Below are 17,149 nucleotides of genomic sequence, written 5' to 3' on the forward strand. Positions count from 1 at the left end.
TCAGCCGCCCGACCCCGCACTGGATGAAGCCGTGCGCCGCTGTTTCGGCCCGAAGGGCACCTCGACGTGGGCCATCCGCTTCATGTAGCTGGTGATCGGCATGCCATAGGGATCGCGCAGATCGGCCTTTCCACCGGTCTGGATGTATTCCTGAAGCGCATAGGTCCCCAGAAGGTGTGTTGCCGCCAGCATGCCGCTGGGGGTCAGCTCGACCCCGCCTACCTCTGTCCAGGCATGGCGGTGCAGGTTCTCCGCCTCGATATAGTGCCACATCAGCTTGACCCAAGCCTCGGCCGCCTTGTCCTGCACGGCCCGGTTGGACAGGAATTCCTGCTTCGAGTCGATGCCGTTCTTTCCGGTCCATCCACCAGAGAAATTGTTGTCATAGGGGTCGCCGTCGTGGCGGACATAGCCAAGGTCGATCAGCGCCGCTTCGCCGAACTGGTAAGCCCCCAGAAAATTCAGCGTGTTTACGGCCTGATAGTCACCGCCGGATTCCATCATCCGCAGGGCGACGAGGAACGCGTTGAGAGTCTGCACCTTGCCTCCTTCCGTCCGGGCATTGCGCGGACAGGCCTTTGAAACCCGTATCTTCCGGGGATCGATGGTCGAAACCCCGCGCCTGACCACAACGCTCGCGCGCAATCTGCGCGAGAATTGTGGCCTTTCCATGCCCGCATGGCGTCAGGATTGGCCCAAGGGCCGACGTGGTTCGGTACTGCCCGACTGCCCCTTGTTCTTCGCGGGTGCATCAGCCCTAGCCGACACAGCAAGGCAGGACAAATCCCTGCGCGGGCAGTCGGCCTCTTGTTGCCGATCGGGCGGATCGCACCTCGGTGCGCGGGGATGGCCCGGGCGCAACTTCCGGCCAACTTGTTGACAGTGGCGCAAAAACCGGGTGTCGCCTGCCAGGAGGCACGTTATAGTGCCACAGACAGATGCAAGAGCGTCGGCCGGCCAACCGGCGGCCAGGCTTCCGCAAGCCGGCTTCGGAGCAGCCCGGTTCCCGGACGGCAGAGGCGCAACGACGGAGGCGGCAGTGAACGGCAGGTTCCTAATGGGCGCATTCACCGGCGGGGTGCTGGTGGTCGGCGGGCTGATGGTGGGATCCGTCCTGTTTCCGCCGCAGACACCCGCCCCAACAGAGCCCGCGCCCGCGTCACAGCCTGCCGTGCCCGAACCGGCCCCGGAAACACCCGCCCAGTCGGCCCAGGAACCTGCGCCGAAGCCCACGCCGGAACCCGCCCCCGAACCCGCGCCCGCAGCCGCTCCGCTGCCGGAAGCCAGAACCAAGACCGATGCCGTGGCAGCGCCGGTGACGACCGACACCGCCGTTGCCGCCGCAGTGGCCCCCGAGCCGACGGGTCAGGACACGGCAGCCGAAGCCAAGCCGCCTGCTGCCCCCCAGCCGCAGGCCGATGCCTGGCCCTCCCTGTCCGGCGCCGATATTGCGCCGGGGGTGCCGAACACCGAGGAAAACCAGCTTGAGCCCGGCCCGCAGGCCAAAGGCCTGGCAGAGGTCGTTCAGCCGACGCTGCCATCGGCACCGCTGGGGCTGCCCCAACTGGACACCGACACCGTGATTGCCGCGCAGGACAAGGTGGCCGAGCCCCTGCCCGATGCCGGAGCCACCTCTGAAGCGGCCACTGCGGACACTCCTGCGGAAACCGTACCCCCCGCGGCCTCGGCCGCGCCGATTCCCGCTTCGGATCAGGACGAGATGGCCGAAATGCCCGGCGAGCAGCCCGAAAGGCTGATCGAGCCAAAACAGGACGCCCCCTTGCCGGAGGTGGCCGAACTGCCCGAGGCCGCGCCCGAAGAGCCCGAGGCCCCGACGCTCAGGCCTGCGCCGGGCCTTGGCAGCGGGGCCGAGGGCGTGATCGTGCGCCGCCTGCCGCAGGTTGGCGATCCCCCGCCCGTCGAAGCAGGTGCGGGCGAAGCGGGGGCGGGTGCAGCCGGTATGGCAGAAAACCCTGGCGACGACCGGCCGATCATGCGCTTTGCTGCCACGTTCGAGAACCCGGACGGCCGGCCGCTGATGTCGGTGGTGCTGATCGACTCGGGCCGCGACGATCTGGACCGCGCCGCGCTGGCCGCTCTGCCCATGCCGCTGACCTTCGCGCTCGACCCGCTCGACCCGCGAACGCCCGAACGTGCCGCGATCTATCGTGCGGCGGGCAAGGAGGTGGTGATGCTGGCCACCGGCATAGCCGAGGGGGCCACCGCCGCGGACATCGAGGTGGCGTTCCAGTCGATGGAGCAGGGTCTGCCGGAAGCCGTCGCCGTGATGGATCTGGCGCAGCCGGTGTTCCAGCAGCGGCGCCCGCTGGCAAGCCTGGTCGTGCCCGTGATCGGGGCGCAAGGGCGCGGCCTTCTGACTTGGGACCACGGGCTGAACGCCGCCGATCAGGTCGCCCGGCGCGACGATGTTCCCGCCGCAGTCGTGTTCCGCGACCTGACATCTGCGGGGAACGACCGGACCGCGATCCGCCGAATTCTCGACCGGGCCGTGTTCAAGGCGGGGCAGGATGGCCGCGTCGTCGTCGCAGGCGAGGCATTGCCCGAGACGGTCGCGGCATTGCTGGAATGGTCGGTCGAAGGGCGTGGCGCAACCGTGGCGATGGCGCCCCTGACGGCTGTACTTGCGGTGGACTGACAGGGTCGGACGGCGGCCTGGCTTCCGGCCCTGCCCGATCTGTCCTGCCCAGCCGTTCACTCACGGGCGTAGCGGTCCTCGTAGCGAACGATGTCGTCTTCGCCCAGATAGCTGCCGGTCTGTACCTCGATCAGGACCATCGGCACCCGTCCGGGATTTTCCAGCCGGTGAACTTCGCCCAGGGGGACGTAGATCGACTGGTTCTCACTGACCAGGCAGACCCTGTCGCCTACAGTCACCCGTGCGGTGCCCTGCACCACGACCCAGTGTTCCGACCGGTGCAGATGGGATTGCAGCGACAGCGCGGCGCCCGGATGGACATGGATCCGCTTGACCTGAAAGCGTTCGCCCGCACCGATCGTTTCATACCAGCCCCAAGGCCGCAGCTCGCGGGCAAAGGCAGTTGCCTGCGGGACTGCGCGCGCACGCAGTGTCTCGACGGCAAGCCTGACCGCCTGGGAACACCCGATATCGGCCACAAGAACCGCGTCGCGGGTGGCCACGGCGACCACGTTCTTCAGGCCGATCCCGACAAGCTCTATCCCGTCGCTGTCGGAACGCAGCAGGGTATTCTCGCACTCCACCGCAGTCGCATGACCCTGCAGCGCCGTTCCCGTGCGGTCGCGAGGCGCCTGTTCAAGGACCGCCGCCCACGAGCCCAGGTCGGCCCATACGCCGTCATGGCGCACCACCGACAGGTTCGACACCCTTTCCATGATCGCATGATCGATGGAGATGTCCGCAACACGTGACCAGGGTCCCGCAGACAGACGGATGAAGCCAAGGTCGGCCGAGGCCTCGGTGACAGCCTCCCGTGCCGCGGCGAGCAACTCGGGCACATGCCGCGCTGCCGCGCCCAGCAGCACATCGGCGCGCACCAGAAACAGCCCCGAATTCCAAAGGCATCGGGGATTGGCCAGCAGGCGGCCGGCAAGATCGGCCGCCGGCTTTTCGATGAAACGGACGAGGGTCTCCACCCCCGGATGGCTTGGCTCGCCGCATTCCAGCCAGCCATAGCCGGTTTCGGCCCGCGTCGGAGTGATGCCGAAGGTGACGATCCTGCCATCGCTCGCGGCGGGAATGCCCAGTTCGACGGCCGCACGAAAGGCTGCCGCGTCGGGGATCAGCTGGTCGGACGGTACCACAAGGATCAGGCCCTCAGGCCCGCCCCGCGAAAGATACAGGGCCGCGGCCAGCGCGGCCCCTGCGGTATTCCTGGGGAAGGGTTCCAGGATCAGGCCCTGGGCGGGAACGCCCGCCCGATCCAGCTGTTCGGCGGCGATGAAGCGGAACTCTTCTGCCGTGACGACCAAAGGCGCGGTGAACCCCGGCGCATCGAAACGCCGAGCCGCAGCCTGGAACAGGCTTTCCTCGCCGACAAGGGCGGCAAACTGCTTGGGAAACCGCGCGCGAGAGACCGGCCAGAGCCGCGTTCCCGACCCGCCAGCCAGCAGCACCGGCGTGATCAGTCCGGCCCCCAACCTGCCGCCCGCCGGCGCCGCACGCACTTCGCTGATGCTTCCGTCCACGTCAGCCTCATCCGTCTGCCATGTCCCAGACTGGTGACGAGACGGTTACCAAATGGTAAAGACGCGGCGATCTTTCCGCGGTCTTTCAAAGGCCTGTCCGTGTCTGTCACCGGCCCTTCACCATGGCGCGGCCCTGAAGGTCAACGTCCCGATCGCCGGCGCCTTGGTCGATGCCGCTGACGGGGCGCATCAGCCCCAGTCCCAGTCCAGCACCACCTTGCCCGACAGGCCTGACCGCATGGCTGCGAAACCTTCCTCGAAGCGGTCAACCGGAAAGCGGTGGGTGATGACGCGACGGATGTCCAGCCCGTTCTCCAGCATGGCGATCATCTTGTACCAGGTCTCGAAGATCTCGCGGCCATAGACGCCCTTGATGGTGATGGCCTTGAATACGATCCGCGACCAGTCCACCGGGGATTTGCCGGGCGGGATGCCCAGCATGGCGATGCGCCCGCCCATCACCATGTGCTCGACCATCTGGTCGAGGGCCTGCTGGCTGCCCGACATCTCCATCCCCACATCGAAGCCCTGCGTCATGTGCAGGCTGGCATAGACCGATTTCAGCTCGGTGGTGGCGACGTTGACCGGCACCACGTCGGCGACCTGTGCGGCAAGGTCCAGGCGGGCCTGGTTGATGTCGGTGATCACCACATGCCGCGCGCCCACATGCCGGGCGACGGCGGCGGCCATGATGCCGATGGGGCCTGCGCCGGTTATCAGCACATCCTCGCCGATCAGGTCGAAGCTCAGCGCGGTGTGCACGGCATTGCCCAGGGGATCGAGGATCGCGCCGATCTCGTCGTCGATCGTGTCGGGGAGGGGCACGACGTTGAAGGCCGGAAGCCGCAGGTATTGCGCGAAGGCGCCCGGCTCGTTGACGCCGATCCCGCGCGTCTCGGGGTCGAGGTGAAATCGCCCCGAGCGGCTTTGCCGCGAGGTCCTGCCGATCAGGTGCCCCTCGCCCGAGCAGCGCTGCCCGATCTCCAGCCCTTCGACGTTGCGGCCCTTGTCCACGATGACGCCGGCGAATTCGTGGCCCGTCACCAGCGGCACCGCGACGGTCCTTTGCGCCCAGTCGTCCCAGTTCCAGATATGGATGTCGGTGCCGCAGATCCCGGTCTTGTGGATCCTGATGAGCACATCTTCGGGGCCGATCTCGGGCACGGGCCGGGTTTCCATCCAGAGGCCAGGTTCGGGGCGGGCCTTGACGAGGGCTTTCATTTCATTGGTCATTTCAGCACTCCCGTGGCTTTTCCGGCGGCGGTGAAGGCGTCCAGTGCGAAGTCGAGATCCTCGCGGGTGAGGGCCGCATTCATCTGGGTGCGGATGCGGGCGGCGCCTTTCGGGACGACGGGGAAGAAGAAGGGCGCGACATGGACGCCGCGGGTGTTGAGGTCGGCGGCCATGGCCTGGGCGAGACTGGCCTCGCCCAGCATGACGGGGATGATCGGGTGGTCGCCGGGGAGAAGGGAGAAACCGGCGGCGGTGAGGCCGGCGCGCCAGTAGCGGGCGTTCTCGGCAAGGCGCGCGCGCAGGTCGTCCGCCTGCTCCACGATGTCGAGCGCGGCAAGCGCCGCGCCGACCACTGCGGGGGGCAGGGCGTTCGAGAAGAGATAGGGCCGCGCCCGCTGGCGGAGGAGGTCGATCACGGGCTGCGGCCCGGCGATATAGCCGCCGAGCGCGCCGCCAAGCGCCTTGCCGAGCGTGCCGGTCACGATATCGACGCGAACCCCCGCCCGGGCCGGCGTGCCGGCGCCCTTCGGGCCGGTGACGCCGGTGGCATGGCAGTCATCGACCATGACCAGTGCCCCATAAGCGTCTGCCAGGGCACGGATTTCCGGCAGTTTCGCGTAGTAGCCGTCCATCGAGAAGACGCCGTCCGTCGCGATCAGGATGAACCGTGCGCCCTCGGCCTTCGCCGCCTTCAGCTGGGCTTCCAGATCGGCCATGTCGCTGTTGGCATAGCGGTAACGTTTCGCCTTGCAGAGCCGGATGCCGTCGATGATCGAAGCATGGTTGAGCGCGTCGGAGATGACCGCGTCCTCTGGGCCGAGAAGCGGCTCGAACAGCCCGCCGTTCGCATCGAAACAGGCGGCGAAAAGAATGGCATCCTCCTGCCCCAGATAACCGGCAAGCCGGGCCTCCAGCCTGCGATGCAGATCCTGGGTGCCGCAGATGAAGCGGACCGAGGCCATGCCGTAGCCGTGGCTGTCCATCGCGGCCTTTGCCGCAGCGATCAGACGGGGATCGTCGGCAAGACCCAGATAGTTGTTGGCACAGAGGTTCAGCACCTCGCGCCCCTCCATCATCACGCGCGTGCCCTGCGCGCCCGAGATCGGCCTCTCATGTTTCATCAGACCCTCGGCCTCGATCCCGGCCAGCGTCGCCGTGATATGGGCAAGAAAGGCGGCCTTGTCCGTCATGCCAGATCCCCTTCCAACTTGCCGGATGCTGACAGGGCGCCCGGCCCATGTCAACATGCCGGAACCATATCCGTAATGACGGAATATTCCGTCTTCCTCTCTGCCCAAATATCCCGCGGGGGCGCGGGGGTATGACCCCCGCTCCTGCGGGTCAACTGTCCTGCACGATCAGGATGGCGCGGGCCGCTGCGTCCTCCGCCGCGATCTCGTGCGGTCGGTCGGCCGGATAGCGGGCCACATCGCCGGCACCCATCGTTTCGACCGCATCGCCCGACCGCACCGAGAGCCGACCCTCCAGAACCGTCAGGTGTTCCCGGCATCCGGGAGAATGGGCCTCCGATAGCAGACGCGCAGCCGGTGCGAAGGTCAGATCATAGACTTCGTGGCGGCCGACGCTTTCCGGCGCCGACAGGATGCGGATCGTGACGCCGCTGCGCTGGATCACCGGGGTGGTGCCTGCGCGGGTGACTTCGATCCCCGGTGCGGGGCGCCCTTCCAGCAGACCGGCAAAATCCAGCTGCAAGGCTTGGGTGAGCGCCCAAAGCGTGGCAACAGTGGGCGAGGATTCGCCCCGCTCGATCTGGCTGACCATCGACCGGCTGACGCCCGAAAGCTTCGCGATGGCATCCAGCGACAGGCCTCGCGCCTTGCGCGCGGCGCGCAGGGATGCAGCCAGTCGGTCGTGGATGTCGGAGCGGTCAGCCATCATGATCCATGGTGGCGGGCCTTGGCGCGGGCGTCAATCACCGGGCCGCCGCATCCCAGAGGATCCCTTCCAGCGCCGCACAGACGCGGCCAACCGGCGGGCTCAGGTGCCGCAATAGGTGATGTAGCTGCCGAAACCCGAGGGCGCGGGCAGCATGTAGGGCTCGGCCTCGACGAAGGGGTGCTGCACGGCGGCCAGCAGCGCATGGAACGGCGCCATGTCTCCGGCCGTGGCCGCAGCCAGCGCCTCTTCGACCTTGTGGTTGCGCGGTATGACCGCAGGGTTGGCCCTTGCAAGCCGCTCGGCTGCCCCCTCGCCCGCCCGGGCGCGCCAGCGCGGCAGCCAGGCCTCCATCGTTCGGAAATCATCGAACAGCGGGCGCAGTGCCGCTTCGTCGGCGAGGCGGCGAAAGGTCAGCGTCCAGTCAGCCCCCACCAGTGCGGCCAACAGGTCGTCCGCCAGTGCGGCATCCCCGGCTTCCTCGCCGACCAGACCCAGCTTCCGCCGCATCACGGAAAGCCATTCCGCCCGGTAGCGGCCGGCTATGCCGGACAACCGGTCATTGGCGATCTCGATCGCGCGATCCTGATCGGGGTCGATCAACGGCACCAGCGTCTCGGCCAGGCGTGCGAGGTTCCAGCCCAGGATCAGAGGCTGATTGGCATAGGCATAGCGGCCCTGATGGTCGATGGACGAGAATACCGTGCCCGGCGCATACCCTTCCATGAAGGCGCAGGGGCCATAGTCGATGGTTTCGCCGGAAATCGCCATGTTGTCGGTGTTCATCACCCCATGCACGAAGCCCAGGCCCATCCATTCCGCGACCAGCCTTGCCTGGGCCGCGATCACCGCATCCAGCAGAGCAAGCGCCGGCCGGTCGGCCTGCGCAATGTCGGGATAGTGTCGGGCCGTGGCATGATCGGCCAAGGCCCTGACCCGTGCCTGGTCACCGCGTGCGGCGAAGAACTGGAACGTGCCGACGCGCAGATGGCTGGCTGCCACCCGGGCAAGGACGGCGCCAGGCAGCTTCGTCTCGCGCCAGATCTCTTCGCCCGTGGCAACCACGGCCAGCGACCGGGTGGTGGGCACACCCACGGCGGCCATGAATTCCGAAATCAGGTATTCGCGCAGCATTGGCCCGACCGCAGCCTTGCCGTCGCCGCCGCGGGAAAACGGGGTGCGGCCGGATCCCTTCAGCTGGATGTCGAATCGGCGACCGTCGGGAGAGATGACTTCGCCAAGAAGGTGCGCGCGACCATCGCCAAGCTGGGGGGAAAAGCCGCCGAACTGGTGGCCCGCGTAGGCCTGGGCGATGGGATCTGCACCGGGCGGCAGCGCCGCGCCGGAAAACCAGGCTTCTGCCTGCCCCGGATCGAGGTCGAGACCAAGATCACGGGCAAGGGCCTCGTTCAGGATCAGCAGGCGTGGCGCGGGCGCAGGGTCCGGCGTGACCCGCAGATAGGTTCCGGGCAGGTCTCGTGCATAGGAATGGTCGAAGATTATGGTCATGCCGAAGATATGCGCCCCGCAGGCGGGCGCGGCAATGGCGGATGCGCAACTTCCGGCCGCTCGGTCTGCAGGGAGCGAAGGGATGGTCGGGGCGGCGGGATTCGAACTCGCGACCTACGGTACCCAAAACCGTCGCGCTACCAGGCTGCGCTACGCCCCGACGCGACCTTCCTTAGCGGGAACGCCGCGGGTTGAAAAGCCGTTATCCGTCGCAGCGCCAGGCGGCGGTTGCCGCCGCAATAGCCGGATGGCGCAACTCGGCGCCGGGAGCGATACCAAGACGCGCGGCCAGGCCGCCGTTGATCTCCAGCACATAGACCACGCCCTCGCCACCGTCGATCGGCGTCAGGTCGCCCGGAATGGCGTTGGCGTGAACGCGGGTCACGCGCCCGGCTGCATCGGCAAAGATCATGTCCAGCGGGATCAGCGTGTTCTTCATCCAGAACTGCGCCCGCAGCGGGGTTTCATAGACGAACAGCATCCCCGCCGCGGGATCAAGCCTTTCGCGGAACATCAGGCCCCGTGCGCGTTCGGCCGGGTCATCGGCAAGCTCTACCGTGAAGCTTGCGCTGCCACCTGCCCAGCGCAGATCGACCCGATCGGGGGCACAGGCCGCCTCGGCAAGGGCCGGCGCCGATGCAACCGGCCCCGCCGACAGGGCAAGGGCGATCAGAAGAACAGACCTCATGCCACCCCGCGCGCTGCAGTTTCCCACGACACGACCTGGACCGCCATCCGCCCACGCCGCCCCCGGATGATCCGCAGGGCCACGGCCTCGCCCGCGGCAAGGTCGGCAAAGCCAGACACGCGCAGCACCTCGGCATGGATGAACACGTCCTCGCAGCGGCCGAAGACATTGGCGAAACCGAACCCCTTGCCCTTGTCGAACCATTTGACCCGCGACGGCTCCAGCGGCAGGGCAAGGATGTCGTCGCCCACCAGCTGGCCCGCCTCGTCGGACAGCGGAAAGACCACACCTTCGGGCGGGTCGATTCGCATCACCTCGGTCGCCTGGACGCCGCGCTGGGTCTTCTGGACCTTCACCACGATGCCGGCGCCATCGGCCACCGATCCCTGACCAAAGTTCCGCAGAACATTGGCATGCAGCAGGATATCCGCATTCGTCTCTTCCGAGACGATGAAACCGAAACCCTTGGAAGGATCAAACCACTTAACGCGACCATGCACGAGCTGCATGACCTCATCTTCGTCAGTCATAAGCAGAGCCTTCTCCCCAGAATGAGCCCCTAGGCGACCAGATGCCGCCAATATTGTGCCGGGTTCAAGTACGAATCCGCAGCGCGGCGGCACCCTCGGGTCGAACTGTGTCAAAACTAGGGATAAAGGCGCTGAATTTTCCAGGCCCCGTCCACCCGGTCGCGCGACCAGCGGAAGCGGTCATGCAACCGGAAGGCCCCGTCGGCCCAGAATTCGATCTCGACCGGCCTGATGCGGATGCCGCCCCAGAAGGGCGGGCGGGGTGGATTCGGCCCCTTGGTCAGCCCGACCTTCGCCGCCTCGGCCATCAGCGCTTCGCGCGAGGACAGGGGTTGAGACTGCCGACTTGCCCAGGCGCCAAGGCGCGATTTCAGGCTGCGGCTTGCAAAATAGGCATCGGCCTGGGGGCCTTCCTCGCGCTCGGTGAAGCCCCGGACCCTGATCTGGCGGCGCAGCGACTTCCAGTGCAGCACGAAGGCAGCCTTGCCCGAGGCTGCAATCTCCTGCGCCTTCTTCGAGCCGTAGTTGGTGTAGAAGACGAAGGCATCCGCCTCGATCTCCTTCAACAGCACCATGCGGACATTCGGCATGCCATCGGCATCGACGGTGGCCAGCGCGATGGCGTTCGGATCGTTAGGTTCCTTCGGCTCGGCCTCGCTCAGCCAGTCGCGCGCCAGCTGGAACGGGTCATCGCCCGCGAAGATGCCGCTGCGGTCCATGATGTCTCCTTGCCCCGGCGGAAGGACGCGCCTTGAAGGGCCGCGCCTCTTCGCCTACACGTCTTGGTCAACGAAAAGGTGGCCAAGGGGACGGGAATGTCAACCGGACTGATGCAGGGCAAGCGCGGGCTGATCATGGGGCTTGCGAACGACAAGTCCATAGCCTGGGGCATCGCCCAGGCCGTCGCGGCCCAGGGGGCAGACCTGGCTTTTTCCTATCAGGGCGAGGCCCTGAAGAAACGGGTCGAGCCGCTGGCGGCCTCGTTGGGCAAGCCGCTGCTTTACGAATGCGATGTGGCCAGTGACGAAAGCATCGATGCCCTGTTCACCGCGCTCAAGGCCGAATGGGGGCAACTGGATTTCGTGGTCCACGCCATCGGCTTCGCCGACAAGAACGAGTTGCGCGGCCGCTATGTCGACACCTCGCGTGCCGGCTTTCTGCTGGCGATGGACATTTCGGTCTATTCCTTCACCGCAGTCTGCCAGCGGGCCAGCGCGATGATGGGGCCGGGCGGCAGCCTTCTGACGCTGACCTACTACGGTGCCGAAAAGGTCATGCCGCATTACAACGTGATGGGCGTGGCAAAGGCCGGACTCGAGGCTTCGGTCAAGTACCTGGCCGAGGATCTGGGCAAGGACGGCATCCGGGTGAATGCGATCAGCGCGGGGCCGATAAAGACGCTGGCCGCCAGCGGCATCGGCGACTTCCGCTACATCATGCGCTGGAACGAGCTGAACTCGCCCCTGCGGCGGAACGTGACGCAGGAAGAGGTCGGCAAGGCCGCGCTTTACCTTCTGTCGGACCTCGGCTCGGGCACGACTGGCGAGAACCTGCATGTCGATGCGGGCTATCATGTCGTCGGCATGAAGGCGATCGACGCGCCCGACATCGACATCGTGACCGGCAGGAAGGACGGCGGGCAGTGACGCCTGTGGCCCTTCCCGCCTGTGCCGGAACGGTGCCCCTTGCACCGACCGCCCGCGCCATTGCCACCAGCCATATCTGCCTGCCCGCCTACGGGCGGGAGCTGCTTTCCAGCTGGAAACCCGCGATCCATCGCCGTTTCGGGGCCGGGCCGGCCCTGTCGGGCGTGAAGATCATCGCCACCTGAGAGGTCGCCATGTCCGCCGAACGTCTGCCATACGAAAAAGGGTTTCATGTCAGCTGGGACCAGATCCACCGCGACGCGCGGGCGCTGGCCTGGCGGCTGGACGGCAAGGGCCCGGGCGAGGGCGGCACATGGCGTGCCATCGTCGGAATCACGCGGGGCGGGCTGGTGCCGGCGATGATCGTCAGCCGCGAACTGGATATCCGTGTCGTGGATACGATCAGCGTCAAGTCCTATCATTCCGGCGGCGGCAAGGCCGACCAACGGCGCGAGGCGCAGGTGATCAAGGCGCCGAACGCCGAGCTGATGGGCGACGGCAGCGGCATCCTGGTCATCGACGATCTGGTGGACAGCGGCAAGACGCTGGAACTGATCCGCAGCCTTTACCCCAAGGCGCATTTCGCGACCGTCTACGCCAAGCCGCATGGCAAGCCGCAGGTCGACAGCTACATCACCGAGGTCAGCCAGGACACCTGGATCTTCTTTCCCTGGGACATGGCGCTGCAATATGTCCAGCCCATGCGCGGGGCGGACTGAACGCTTCCGGCCGTCTTCCTGTGCCCGTCGTCGGGCCCACGGCCAACGGCCAGATGCGAAGCGCACGAGGAGTTTTGCCTTGACCCTGCCCCTGAACCCCGCCTTCGCCGCGACCGAACCGCCGCCCGTGATGGAGGCCCGGCGCTGGATCCAGGGCGTGACCTTCCCCGCCGACCGTCCGCTGATCAACGTCAGCCAAGCCGCGCCAGTGGACAGCCCGCCACTTGGCCTGCGCGAGGCGCTGGCCGATGCCGCACTGAACAACCCCGACGCCCATCTTTACGGCCCAGTCCTCGGCATGCCCGCGCTGCGCGGGGAGATCGCCCTCCAGTTCTCGGCCGCCTATGGCGGGGCCATCGCGCCGACCCAGGTCGCCATCACGCAAGGTTGCAACCAGGCCTTCTGCGCCGTCATGGCCACGCTGGCAGGCGCGGGGGATGAGGTGATCCTGCCGACACCCTGGTATTTCAACCACAGGATGTGGCTGGACATGACCGGAGTGCGCACGGTGCCCCTGGATACCGGACCGACGCTGATCCCCGACGCCAAGGCCGCCGAGGCACTGATCACCGCCCGCACCCGCGCCATTGTCCTTGTCACGCCGAACAATCCCGGCGGTGTGGAATATCCGGCCGAAACCGTCGCCGCCTTCCGCGACCTGGCCCGCGCGCACGGTCTTGCCTTGATCATCGACGAGACCTACCGCGACTTTGACAGCCGTCATTCCGTCGAACTGGGCGGGCGCCCGCATGACCTTTTCACCGATCCTGACTGGGCGGAAACGGTGATCCAGCTTTACAGCTTTTCCAAGGCCTATCGGCTGACCGGGCATCGCGTCGGCTCCATCGTCGCAGGGGCCGCGCGGCTGGCCGAGGTGGAGAAATTCCTCGATACCGTGGCCATCTGCCCGTCGCAACTGGGCCAGATCGGCGCGCTGTGGGGGATGCAGAACCTGACGCAATGGGTGGCAGGCGAACGCGACGAGATCCTTGCCCGCCGCCGCGCCATGGTCGATGGGTTCGGTGCGCTTGCGGGATGGAAACTGCTCGGCTGCGGCGCCTATTTCGCCTATGTCGAACACCCGTTCGACATGGCCAGCGACACGTTGTGCAAGCGGCTGGTAACAGAGGCCTCGCTTCTGATGTTGCCCGGCACGATGTTCCAGCCCGCGGGCTCGGAAGCCGGCAAGCGCCAGATCCGCATCGCCTTTGCCAATGTCGATGCACGGGGAATCGCGGAAATGTTCCGCAGGCTGGCCGCTTTCCGCCCCTGATCCGGTCTTGCCGGCCCCGGCGCCAGCCACTATTCACCCTTGCCAGATCAACCCGAAGGCGGACCCATGGCCAAGACCCCGGACGACGACGTGAAGCGCCCGAAAAGCAAGGCGAAGGAAGCCGCAGTCTGGGTGATGATGGGGATGCTGATCCTGGGTCTTGGCGGCTTCGGCGTCACGAACTTCGGCGGCGGGGTGACCACGATCGGCAAGGTGGGTTCGACCGAGATCACCACCGATGCCTACGCCCGGGCCTTCCGGGCCCAGCAGAATGCGCTGTCGCAGCAGCTTGGCCGCCAGGTGACCGCGCAAGAGGCGCTGGCCTTCGGCCTTGATCGGCAGGTGCTTCAGGGCCTGGTCACCCGCGCTGCCCTGGACAACGAGGCTGCGCGGATCGGACTGTCGGTCGGGGATGAGACGGTGGCCTCCGAGATCCTGAAGATCGATGCCTTCAAGGGCATCTCCGGCGCGTTCGACCGCGAAGCCTATCGCTTCGTGCTTGACCGCAATCGCCAGACCGAGGCCGAATTCGAAGAAGCCCTGCGCGGCGACATCACCCGGGAACTGCTGCAGGGCATGGTCGCGGGCGGTTTTGTCGCGCCGAAGGCGCTGACCGATACGCTCTATGCCTGGATTGCCGAACGCCGCGGTTTTTCGATGCTGCGGCTGGGCGAGGCCGATCTTGTCACGCCCGTTCCCGACCCGACCGAGGAGGAGCTGCGCGCCTACTACGAGGGCAACATTGCCCGCTTCACCCGGCCCGAGGCGAAGCGCATCACCTATGCTGCCCTTCTGCCCGACGCCATCGCCAAGGACCAGCCGGTGGACGAAAAGGTGCTGCGCGATCTGTATCAGGCACGGATCGACGAATTCGTGATCCCCGAACGCCGGATCGTCGAGCGGCTGGTCTATCCCGACCAGGCGGCTGCAGATGCTGCACGGGCCGAGCTGGACGCCGGCACCACGTTCGAGGCTTTGGTCGCTGCGCGCGGGCTGACGCTGGATGCAGTCGATCTGGGGGATGTGACCGCCAGAGACCTGGGCACGGCGGCAGGGCCCGTGTTCGCGGCGAACGAGGGAGAGGTCGTCGGCCCGCTGGACACCGACCTTGGACCTGCGCTCTTCCGGGTGGTCACGGTTCTGGCCGCGGAAGAGACCACCTTCGACGAGGCGCGCGAGACACTGGCTGTCGAGATCCAGACCGATGCCGCGCGCCGGATGATCGCGGACAAGGTGGAACTGGTCGACGACCTGCTGGCCGGCGGCGCCACCCTCGAGGATGTTGCGAAGGAGGCGGGACTTGAACTTGGCACGGTGGACCATGTGCAGGGCCAGCAGGGCGAAGCCGTGATCGAAGGATATCCCGCCTTCCGCAACGCAGCGGATGCAGCGAAGGCCGACGACTTCCCCGAGGCGATCGTGCTGGAGGATGGCGGCCTTGTCACCCTGCGCCTTGACGAGGTGGTACCCGCTGCCCCCATTCCGTTCGAAGAGGCGCGCGACGCCGTCGAGACCGCGTGGCGAGCCGATGCCCTGCGCAAGGCGCTGTCGGACCGGGCGATGGAGATCAAGGCCGCCATCGAGGGTGGAGCCGGCATCGGCAGCTTCGGAATCGTCGATGTGACGCCGGAAATTGCGCGCGACGGTTTCATTGCGGACACGCCGCAGTCGCTTCTGCCAGCCGTATTCGAGATGGCCGAAGGCGATGTCCGCGTGATCGAGGATGGCGATTTCGTCGCCGTTGTCCGGCTGGACCGCATCCAGCCCGCCAAGACCGAAGGCCCGGAGGCCGAGGCCCTGAAGGCCGCGATCGACGCGCAGGCGGTTCAGGCGATCTCGACCGACGCCTTCACCGCCTATACCAACGCGCTGACTGCCGAGGCCGGGATCACGCTGGACCAGTCTGCCATCAACGCCGTCCACGCGAGCCTGCCCTGATGCAGCTTTTGCCGTCCTTCGAGGCCTTCGAGGCCGCCTGGAACCGGGGCGAGAACCAGCTTGTCTGGGCACGCCTGGCGGCCGACCTGGATACGCCGGTCAGTCTGATGCTGAAGCTGGGCGACGCGCGGGCCGACACCTTCATGCTGGAATCGGTGACCGGGGGCGAAGTGCGGGGCCGCTATTCCATTGTCGGCATGAAGCCCGACCTGATCTGGCGCTGCCGCGGCACCGAAAGCGAGATCAACCGCGAGGCGCGCTTCGACCCGCAGGCCTTCAGGGCCCTTTCCGGCCACCCGCTGCAAACGCTGCGTGAACTTCTGGCCGAATGCCGCATCGACATGCCCGAGGGGCTTCCCGCGGTATCGGCGGGGCTGTTCGGCTATCTCGGCTACGACATGATCCGACTGGTCGAACGGCTGCCGGGTGGAAACCCCGACCCGATCGGCGTGCCGGATGCGGTTCTCATGCGGCCTTCGGTCGTGGCGGTGCTGGATGGTGTAAAGGGCGATGTCACGCTGGTGGCGCCGGCCTGGGTCGGCTCGGGTCTCACGGCACGGGCAGCCTATGCGCAAGCGGCGGAACGTGTGATGGACGCGCTGCGCGATCTTGACCGCGCACCCTCTGCCCCGCGCGATCTGGGCGAGGTGGCAAGCGTGGGCGAGCCACGGTCGAATTTCACGCATGCCGGCTACAAGGCCGCGGTCGAGAAGGCGAAGGAATACATCCGCGCGGGCGACATCTTTCAGGTCGTGCCCTCGCAGCGCTGGGCGATGGATTTCCCCCTGCCGCCCTTCGCGCTTTACCGCTCGTTGCGGCGCACCAATCCGTCGCCTTTCATGTTCTTCTTCAATTTCGGCGGCTTCCAGGTTGTCGGGGCCAGCCCCGAAATCCTTGTTCGTCTGCGCGAAGGCGAGGTCACCGTCCGCCCCATCGCCGGCACCCGCAAGCGCGGCGCGACACCGGAAGAGGATCGCGCGCTGGAAGCCGACCTTCTGGCCGACCCGAAGGAACGGGCCGAACACCTGATGCTGCTGGATCTGGGCCGCAACGATGTGGGCCGGGTCGCAAAGGTCGGCACCGTGCGGCCGACCGAAACCTTCGTCATCGAACGCTACAGCCACGTCATGCACATCGTCTCGAACGTAGTGGGCGAACTGGCCGAAGGCGAGGATGCGCTTTCAGCGCTGCTTGCGGGGTTGCCGGCAGGCACCGTTTCCGGGGCACCCAAGGTCCGTGCCATGGAGATCATCGACGAGCTGGAGCCCGAAAAGCGCGGCATCTATGGCGGCGGTGTGGGCTATTTTGCCGCGAACGGAGAGATGGATTTCTGCATCGCGCTGCGCACGGCAGTGGTCAAGGACAACACCCTGTACATCCAGGCCGGCGGCGGTGTGGTCTACGACAGCGACCCCGAGGCGGAATATCAGGAAACAGTCAACAAATCCAACGCTCTGCGCCGCGCGGCCGAGGATGCGGGCCTCTTCGTCCGCCGCAGCAACGGCTAACCTGCGGCGGCAGCGTCTGGACCG

At 66.8% G+C, this 17,149-nt stretch carries 16 protein-coding genes and 1 tRNA gene; 7 read left to right on the top strand and 10 right to left on the bottom strand.

Going from position 1 to position 17,149, the window contains the following annotated elements; genetic code table 11:
• Positions 1–540, bottom strand: a complete 540-nt coding sequence (locus EYB42_RS01130; RefSeq protein WP_135447261.1) for a hypothetical protein — start codon at positions 538–540, stop codon at positions 1–3.
• Positions 541–1,057: 517 nt separating this feature from the next.
• Between EYB42_RS01130 and EYB42_RS01135 the strand changes: the two genes are divergently transcribed.
• Positions 1,058–2,656: a divergent polysaccharide deacetylase family protein gene (locus EYB42_RS01135; RefSeq protein WP_205909938.1), complete on the top strand. Its 1,599-nt coding sequence runs from the start codon at positions 1,058–1,060 to the stop codon at positions 2,654–2,656.
• Between the two features lie 56 nt (positions 2,657–2,712).
• Here EYB42_RS01135 and EYB42_RS01140 read toward each other — a convergent pair whose 3' ends face one another.
• The 9 genes from EYB42_RS01140 to pdxH form a co-directional block, all read right to left on the bottom strand.
• Positions 2,713–4,125, bottom strand: coding sequence for a mannose-1-phosphate guanylyltransferase/mannose-6-phosphate isomerase (locus EYB42_RS01140; RefSeq protein WP_135447466.1), 1,413 nt, complete (start codon positions 4,123–4,125; stop codon positions 2,713–2,715).
• A 249-nt stretch (positions 4,126–4,374) separates the two neighbouring features.
• Positions 4,375–5,406, bottom strand: a complete 1,032-nt coding sequence (gene tdh / locus EYB42_RS01145) for an L-threonine 3-dehydrogenase (RefSeq protein ID WP_135447468.1) — start codon at positions 5,404–5,406, stop codon at positions 4,375–4,377.
• Positions 5,407–5,414: 8 nt separating this feature from the next.
• A complete protein-coding gene (locus EYB42_RS01150) occupies positions 5,415–6,608 on the bottom strand; it encodes a glycine C-acetyltransferase (RefSeq protein WP_135447265.1) in 1,194 nt (397 codons plus the stop codon).
• Between the two features lie 151 nt (positions 6,609–6,759).
• Complete coding sequence (locus tag EYB42_RS01155; protein ID WP_240783914.1) at positions 6,760–7,317, bottom strand: helix-turn-helix domain-containing protein; 558 nt, start codon at positions 7,315–7,317, stop codon at positions 6,760–6,762.
• Positions 7,318–7,416: 99 nt separating this feature from the next.
• A complete protein-coding gene (locus EYB42_RS01160; protein ID WP_135447268.1) occupies positions 7,417–8,823 on the bottom strand; it encodes a protein adenylyltransferase SelO in 1,407 nt (468 codons plus the stop codon).
• 83 nt (positions 8,824–8,906) lie between these two features.
• Positions 8,907–8,983: transfer RNA gene (locus EYB42_RS01165), tRNA-Pro, on the bottom strand.
• Between the two features lie 42 nt (positions 8,984–9,025).
• A complete protein-coding gene (locus EYB42_RS01170; protein ID WP_135447270.1) occupies positions 9,026–9,511 on the bottom strand; it encodes a DUF192 domain-containing protein in 486 nt (161 codons plus the stop codon).
• A complete protein-coding gene (locus tag EYB42_RS01175) occupies positions 9,508–10,041 on the bottom strand; it encodes a cold-shock protein (RefSeq protein ID WP_135447273.1) in 534 nt (177 codons plus the stop codon). The genes EYB42_RS01170 and EYB42_RS01175 overlap by 4 nt, the downstream gene beginning before the upstream one ends.
• Before the next feature lie 116 nt (positions 10,042–10,157).
• On the bottom strand, positions 10,158–10,760 hold the full coding sequence (gene pdxH / locus EYB42_RS01180; RefSeq protein ID WP_135447275.1) for a pyridoxamine 5'-phosphate oxidase: 603 nt from the start codon (positions 10,758–10,760) through the stop codon (positions 10,158–10,160).
• 96 nt (positions 10,761–10,856) lie between these two features.
• Between pdxH and fabI the strand changes: the two genes are divergently transcribed.
• The 6 genes from fabI (at position 10,857) to trpE (ending at position 17,125) form a co-directional block, all read left to right on the top strand.
• On the top strand, positions 10,857–11,687 hold the full coding sequence (gene fabI, locus EYB42_RS01185) for an enoyl-ACP reductase FabI (RefSeq protein WP_135447277.1): 831 nt from the start codon (positions 10,857–10,859) through the stop codon (positions 11,685–11,687).
• The gene (locus tag EYB42_RS01190) at positions 11,684–11,872 is read left to right on the top strand and encodes a hypothetical protein (RefSeq protein ID WP_135447279.1); all 189 of its coding nucleotides are present in this window, start codon (positions 11,684–11,686) and stop codon (positions 11,870–11,872) included. Before fabI ends, EYB42_RS01190 begins: the two co-directional genes overlap by 4 nt.
• Before the next feature lie 9 nt (positions 11,873–11,881).
• Complete coding sequence (gene gpt / locus EYB42_RS01195; protein WP_135447281.1) at positions 11,882–12,406, top strand: xanthine phosphoribosyltransferase; 525 nt, start codon at positions 11,882–11,884, stop codon at positions 12,404–12,406.
• A 79-nt stretch (positions 12,407–12,485) separates the two neighbouring features.
• Complete coding sequence (locus EYB42_RS01200) at positions 12,486–13,679, top strand: aminotransferase (RefSeq protein ID WP_135447284.1); 1,194 nt, start codon at positions 12,486–12,488, stop codon at positions 13,677–13,679.
• Between the two features lie 66 nt (positions 13,680–13,745).
• Complete coding sequence (locus tag EYB42_RS01205; protein WP_135447286.1) at positions 13,746–15,617, top strand: peptidylprolyl isomerase; 1,872 nt, start codon at positions 13,746–13,748, stop codon at positions 15,615–15,617.
• A complete protein-coding gene (trpE, locus tag EYB42_RS01210) occupies positions 15,617–17,125 on the top strand; it encodes an anthranilate synthase component I (protein ID WP_135447288.1) in 1,509 nt (502 codons plus the stop codon). Before EYB42_RS01205 ends, trpE begins: the two co-directional genes overlap by 1 nt.
• Positions 17,126–17,149: the final 24 nt, after the last annotated feature.

Origin of the sequence: Tabrizicola caldifontis (genome assembly GCF_004762095.1) — a bacterium.
In the GTDB taxonomy this organism is placed as follows: Bacteria; Pseudomonadota; Alphaproteobacteria; order Rhodobacterales; family Rhodobacteraceae; genus Tabrizicola; species Tabrizicola caldifontis.

Bases quoted from the DNA above. Each gene is read 5' to 3' on its own strand.
- EYB42_RS01175 (WP_135447273.1), bottom strand. From the start codon at position 10,041: ATGACTGACGAAGATGAGGTCATGCAGCTCGTGCATGGTCGCGTTAAG.
- fabI (WP_135447277.1), top strand. From the start codon at position 10,857: ATGTCAACCGGACTGATGCAGGGCAAGCGCGGGCTGATCATGGGGCTT.
- tdh (WP_135447468.1), bottom strand. From the start codon at position 5,406: ATGAAAGCCCTCGTCAAGGCCCGCCCCGAACCTGGCCTCTGGATGGAA.
- EYB42_RS01160 (WP_135447268.1), bottom strand. From the start codon at position 8,823: ATGACCATAATCTTCGACCATTCCTATGCACGAGACCTGCCCGGAACC.
- EYB42_RS01150 (WP_135447265.1), bottom strand. From the start codon at position 6,608: ATGACGGACAAGGCCGCCTTTCTTGCCCATATCACGGCGACGCTGGCC.
- pdxH (WP_135447275.1), bottom strand. From the start codon at position 10,760: ATGGACCGCAGCGGCATCTTCGCGGGCGATGACCCGTTCCAGCTGGCG.
- EYB42_RS01155 (WP_240783914.1), bottom strand. From the start codon at position 7,317: ATGATGGCTGACCGCTCCGACATCCACGACCGACTGGCTGCATCCCTG.
- gpt (WP_135447281.1), top strand. From the start codon at position 11,882: ATGTCCGCCGAACGTCTGCCATACGAAAAAGGGTTTCATGTCAGCTGG.
- EYB42_RS01170 (WP_135447270.1), bottom strand. From the start codon at position 9,511: ATGAGGTCTGTTCTTCTGATCGCCCTTGCCCTGTCGGCGGGGCCGGTT.
- EYB42_RS01135 (WP_205909938.1), top strand. From the start codon at position 1,058: ATGGGCGCATTCACCGGCGGGGTGCTGGTGGTCGGCGGGCTGATGGTG.
- trpE (WP_135447288.1), top strand. From the start codon at position 15,617: ATGCAGCTTTTGCCGTCCTTCGAGGCCTTCGAGGCCGCCTGGAACCGG.
- EYB42_RS01205 (WP_135447286.1), top strand. From the start codon at position 13,746: ATGGCCAAGACCCCGGACGACGACGTGAAGCGCCCGAAAAGCAAGGCG.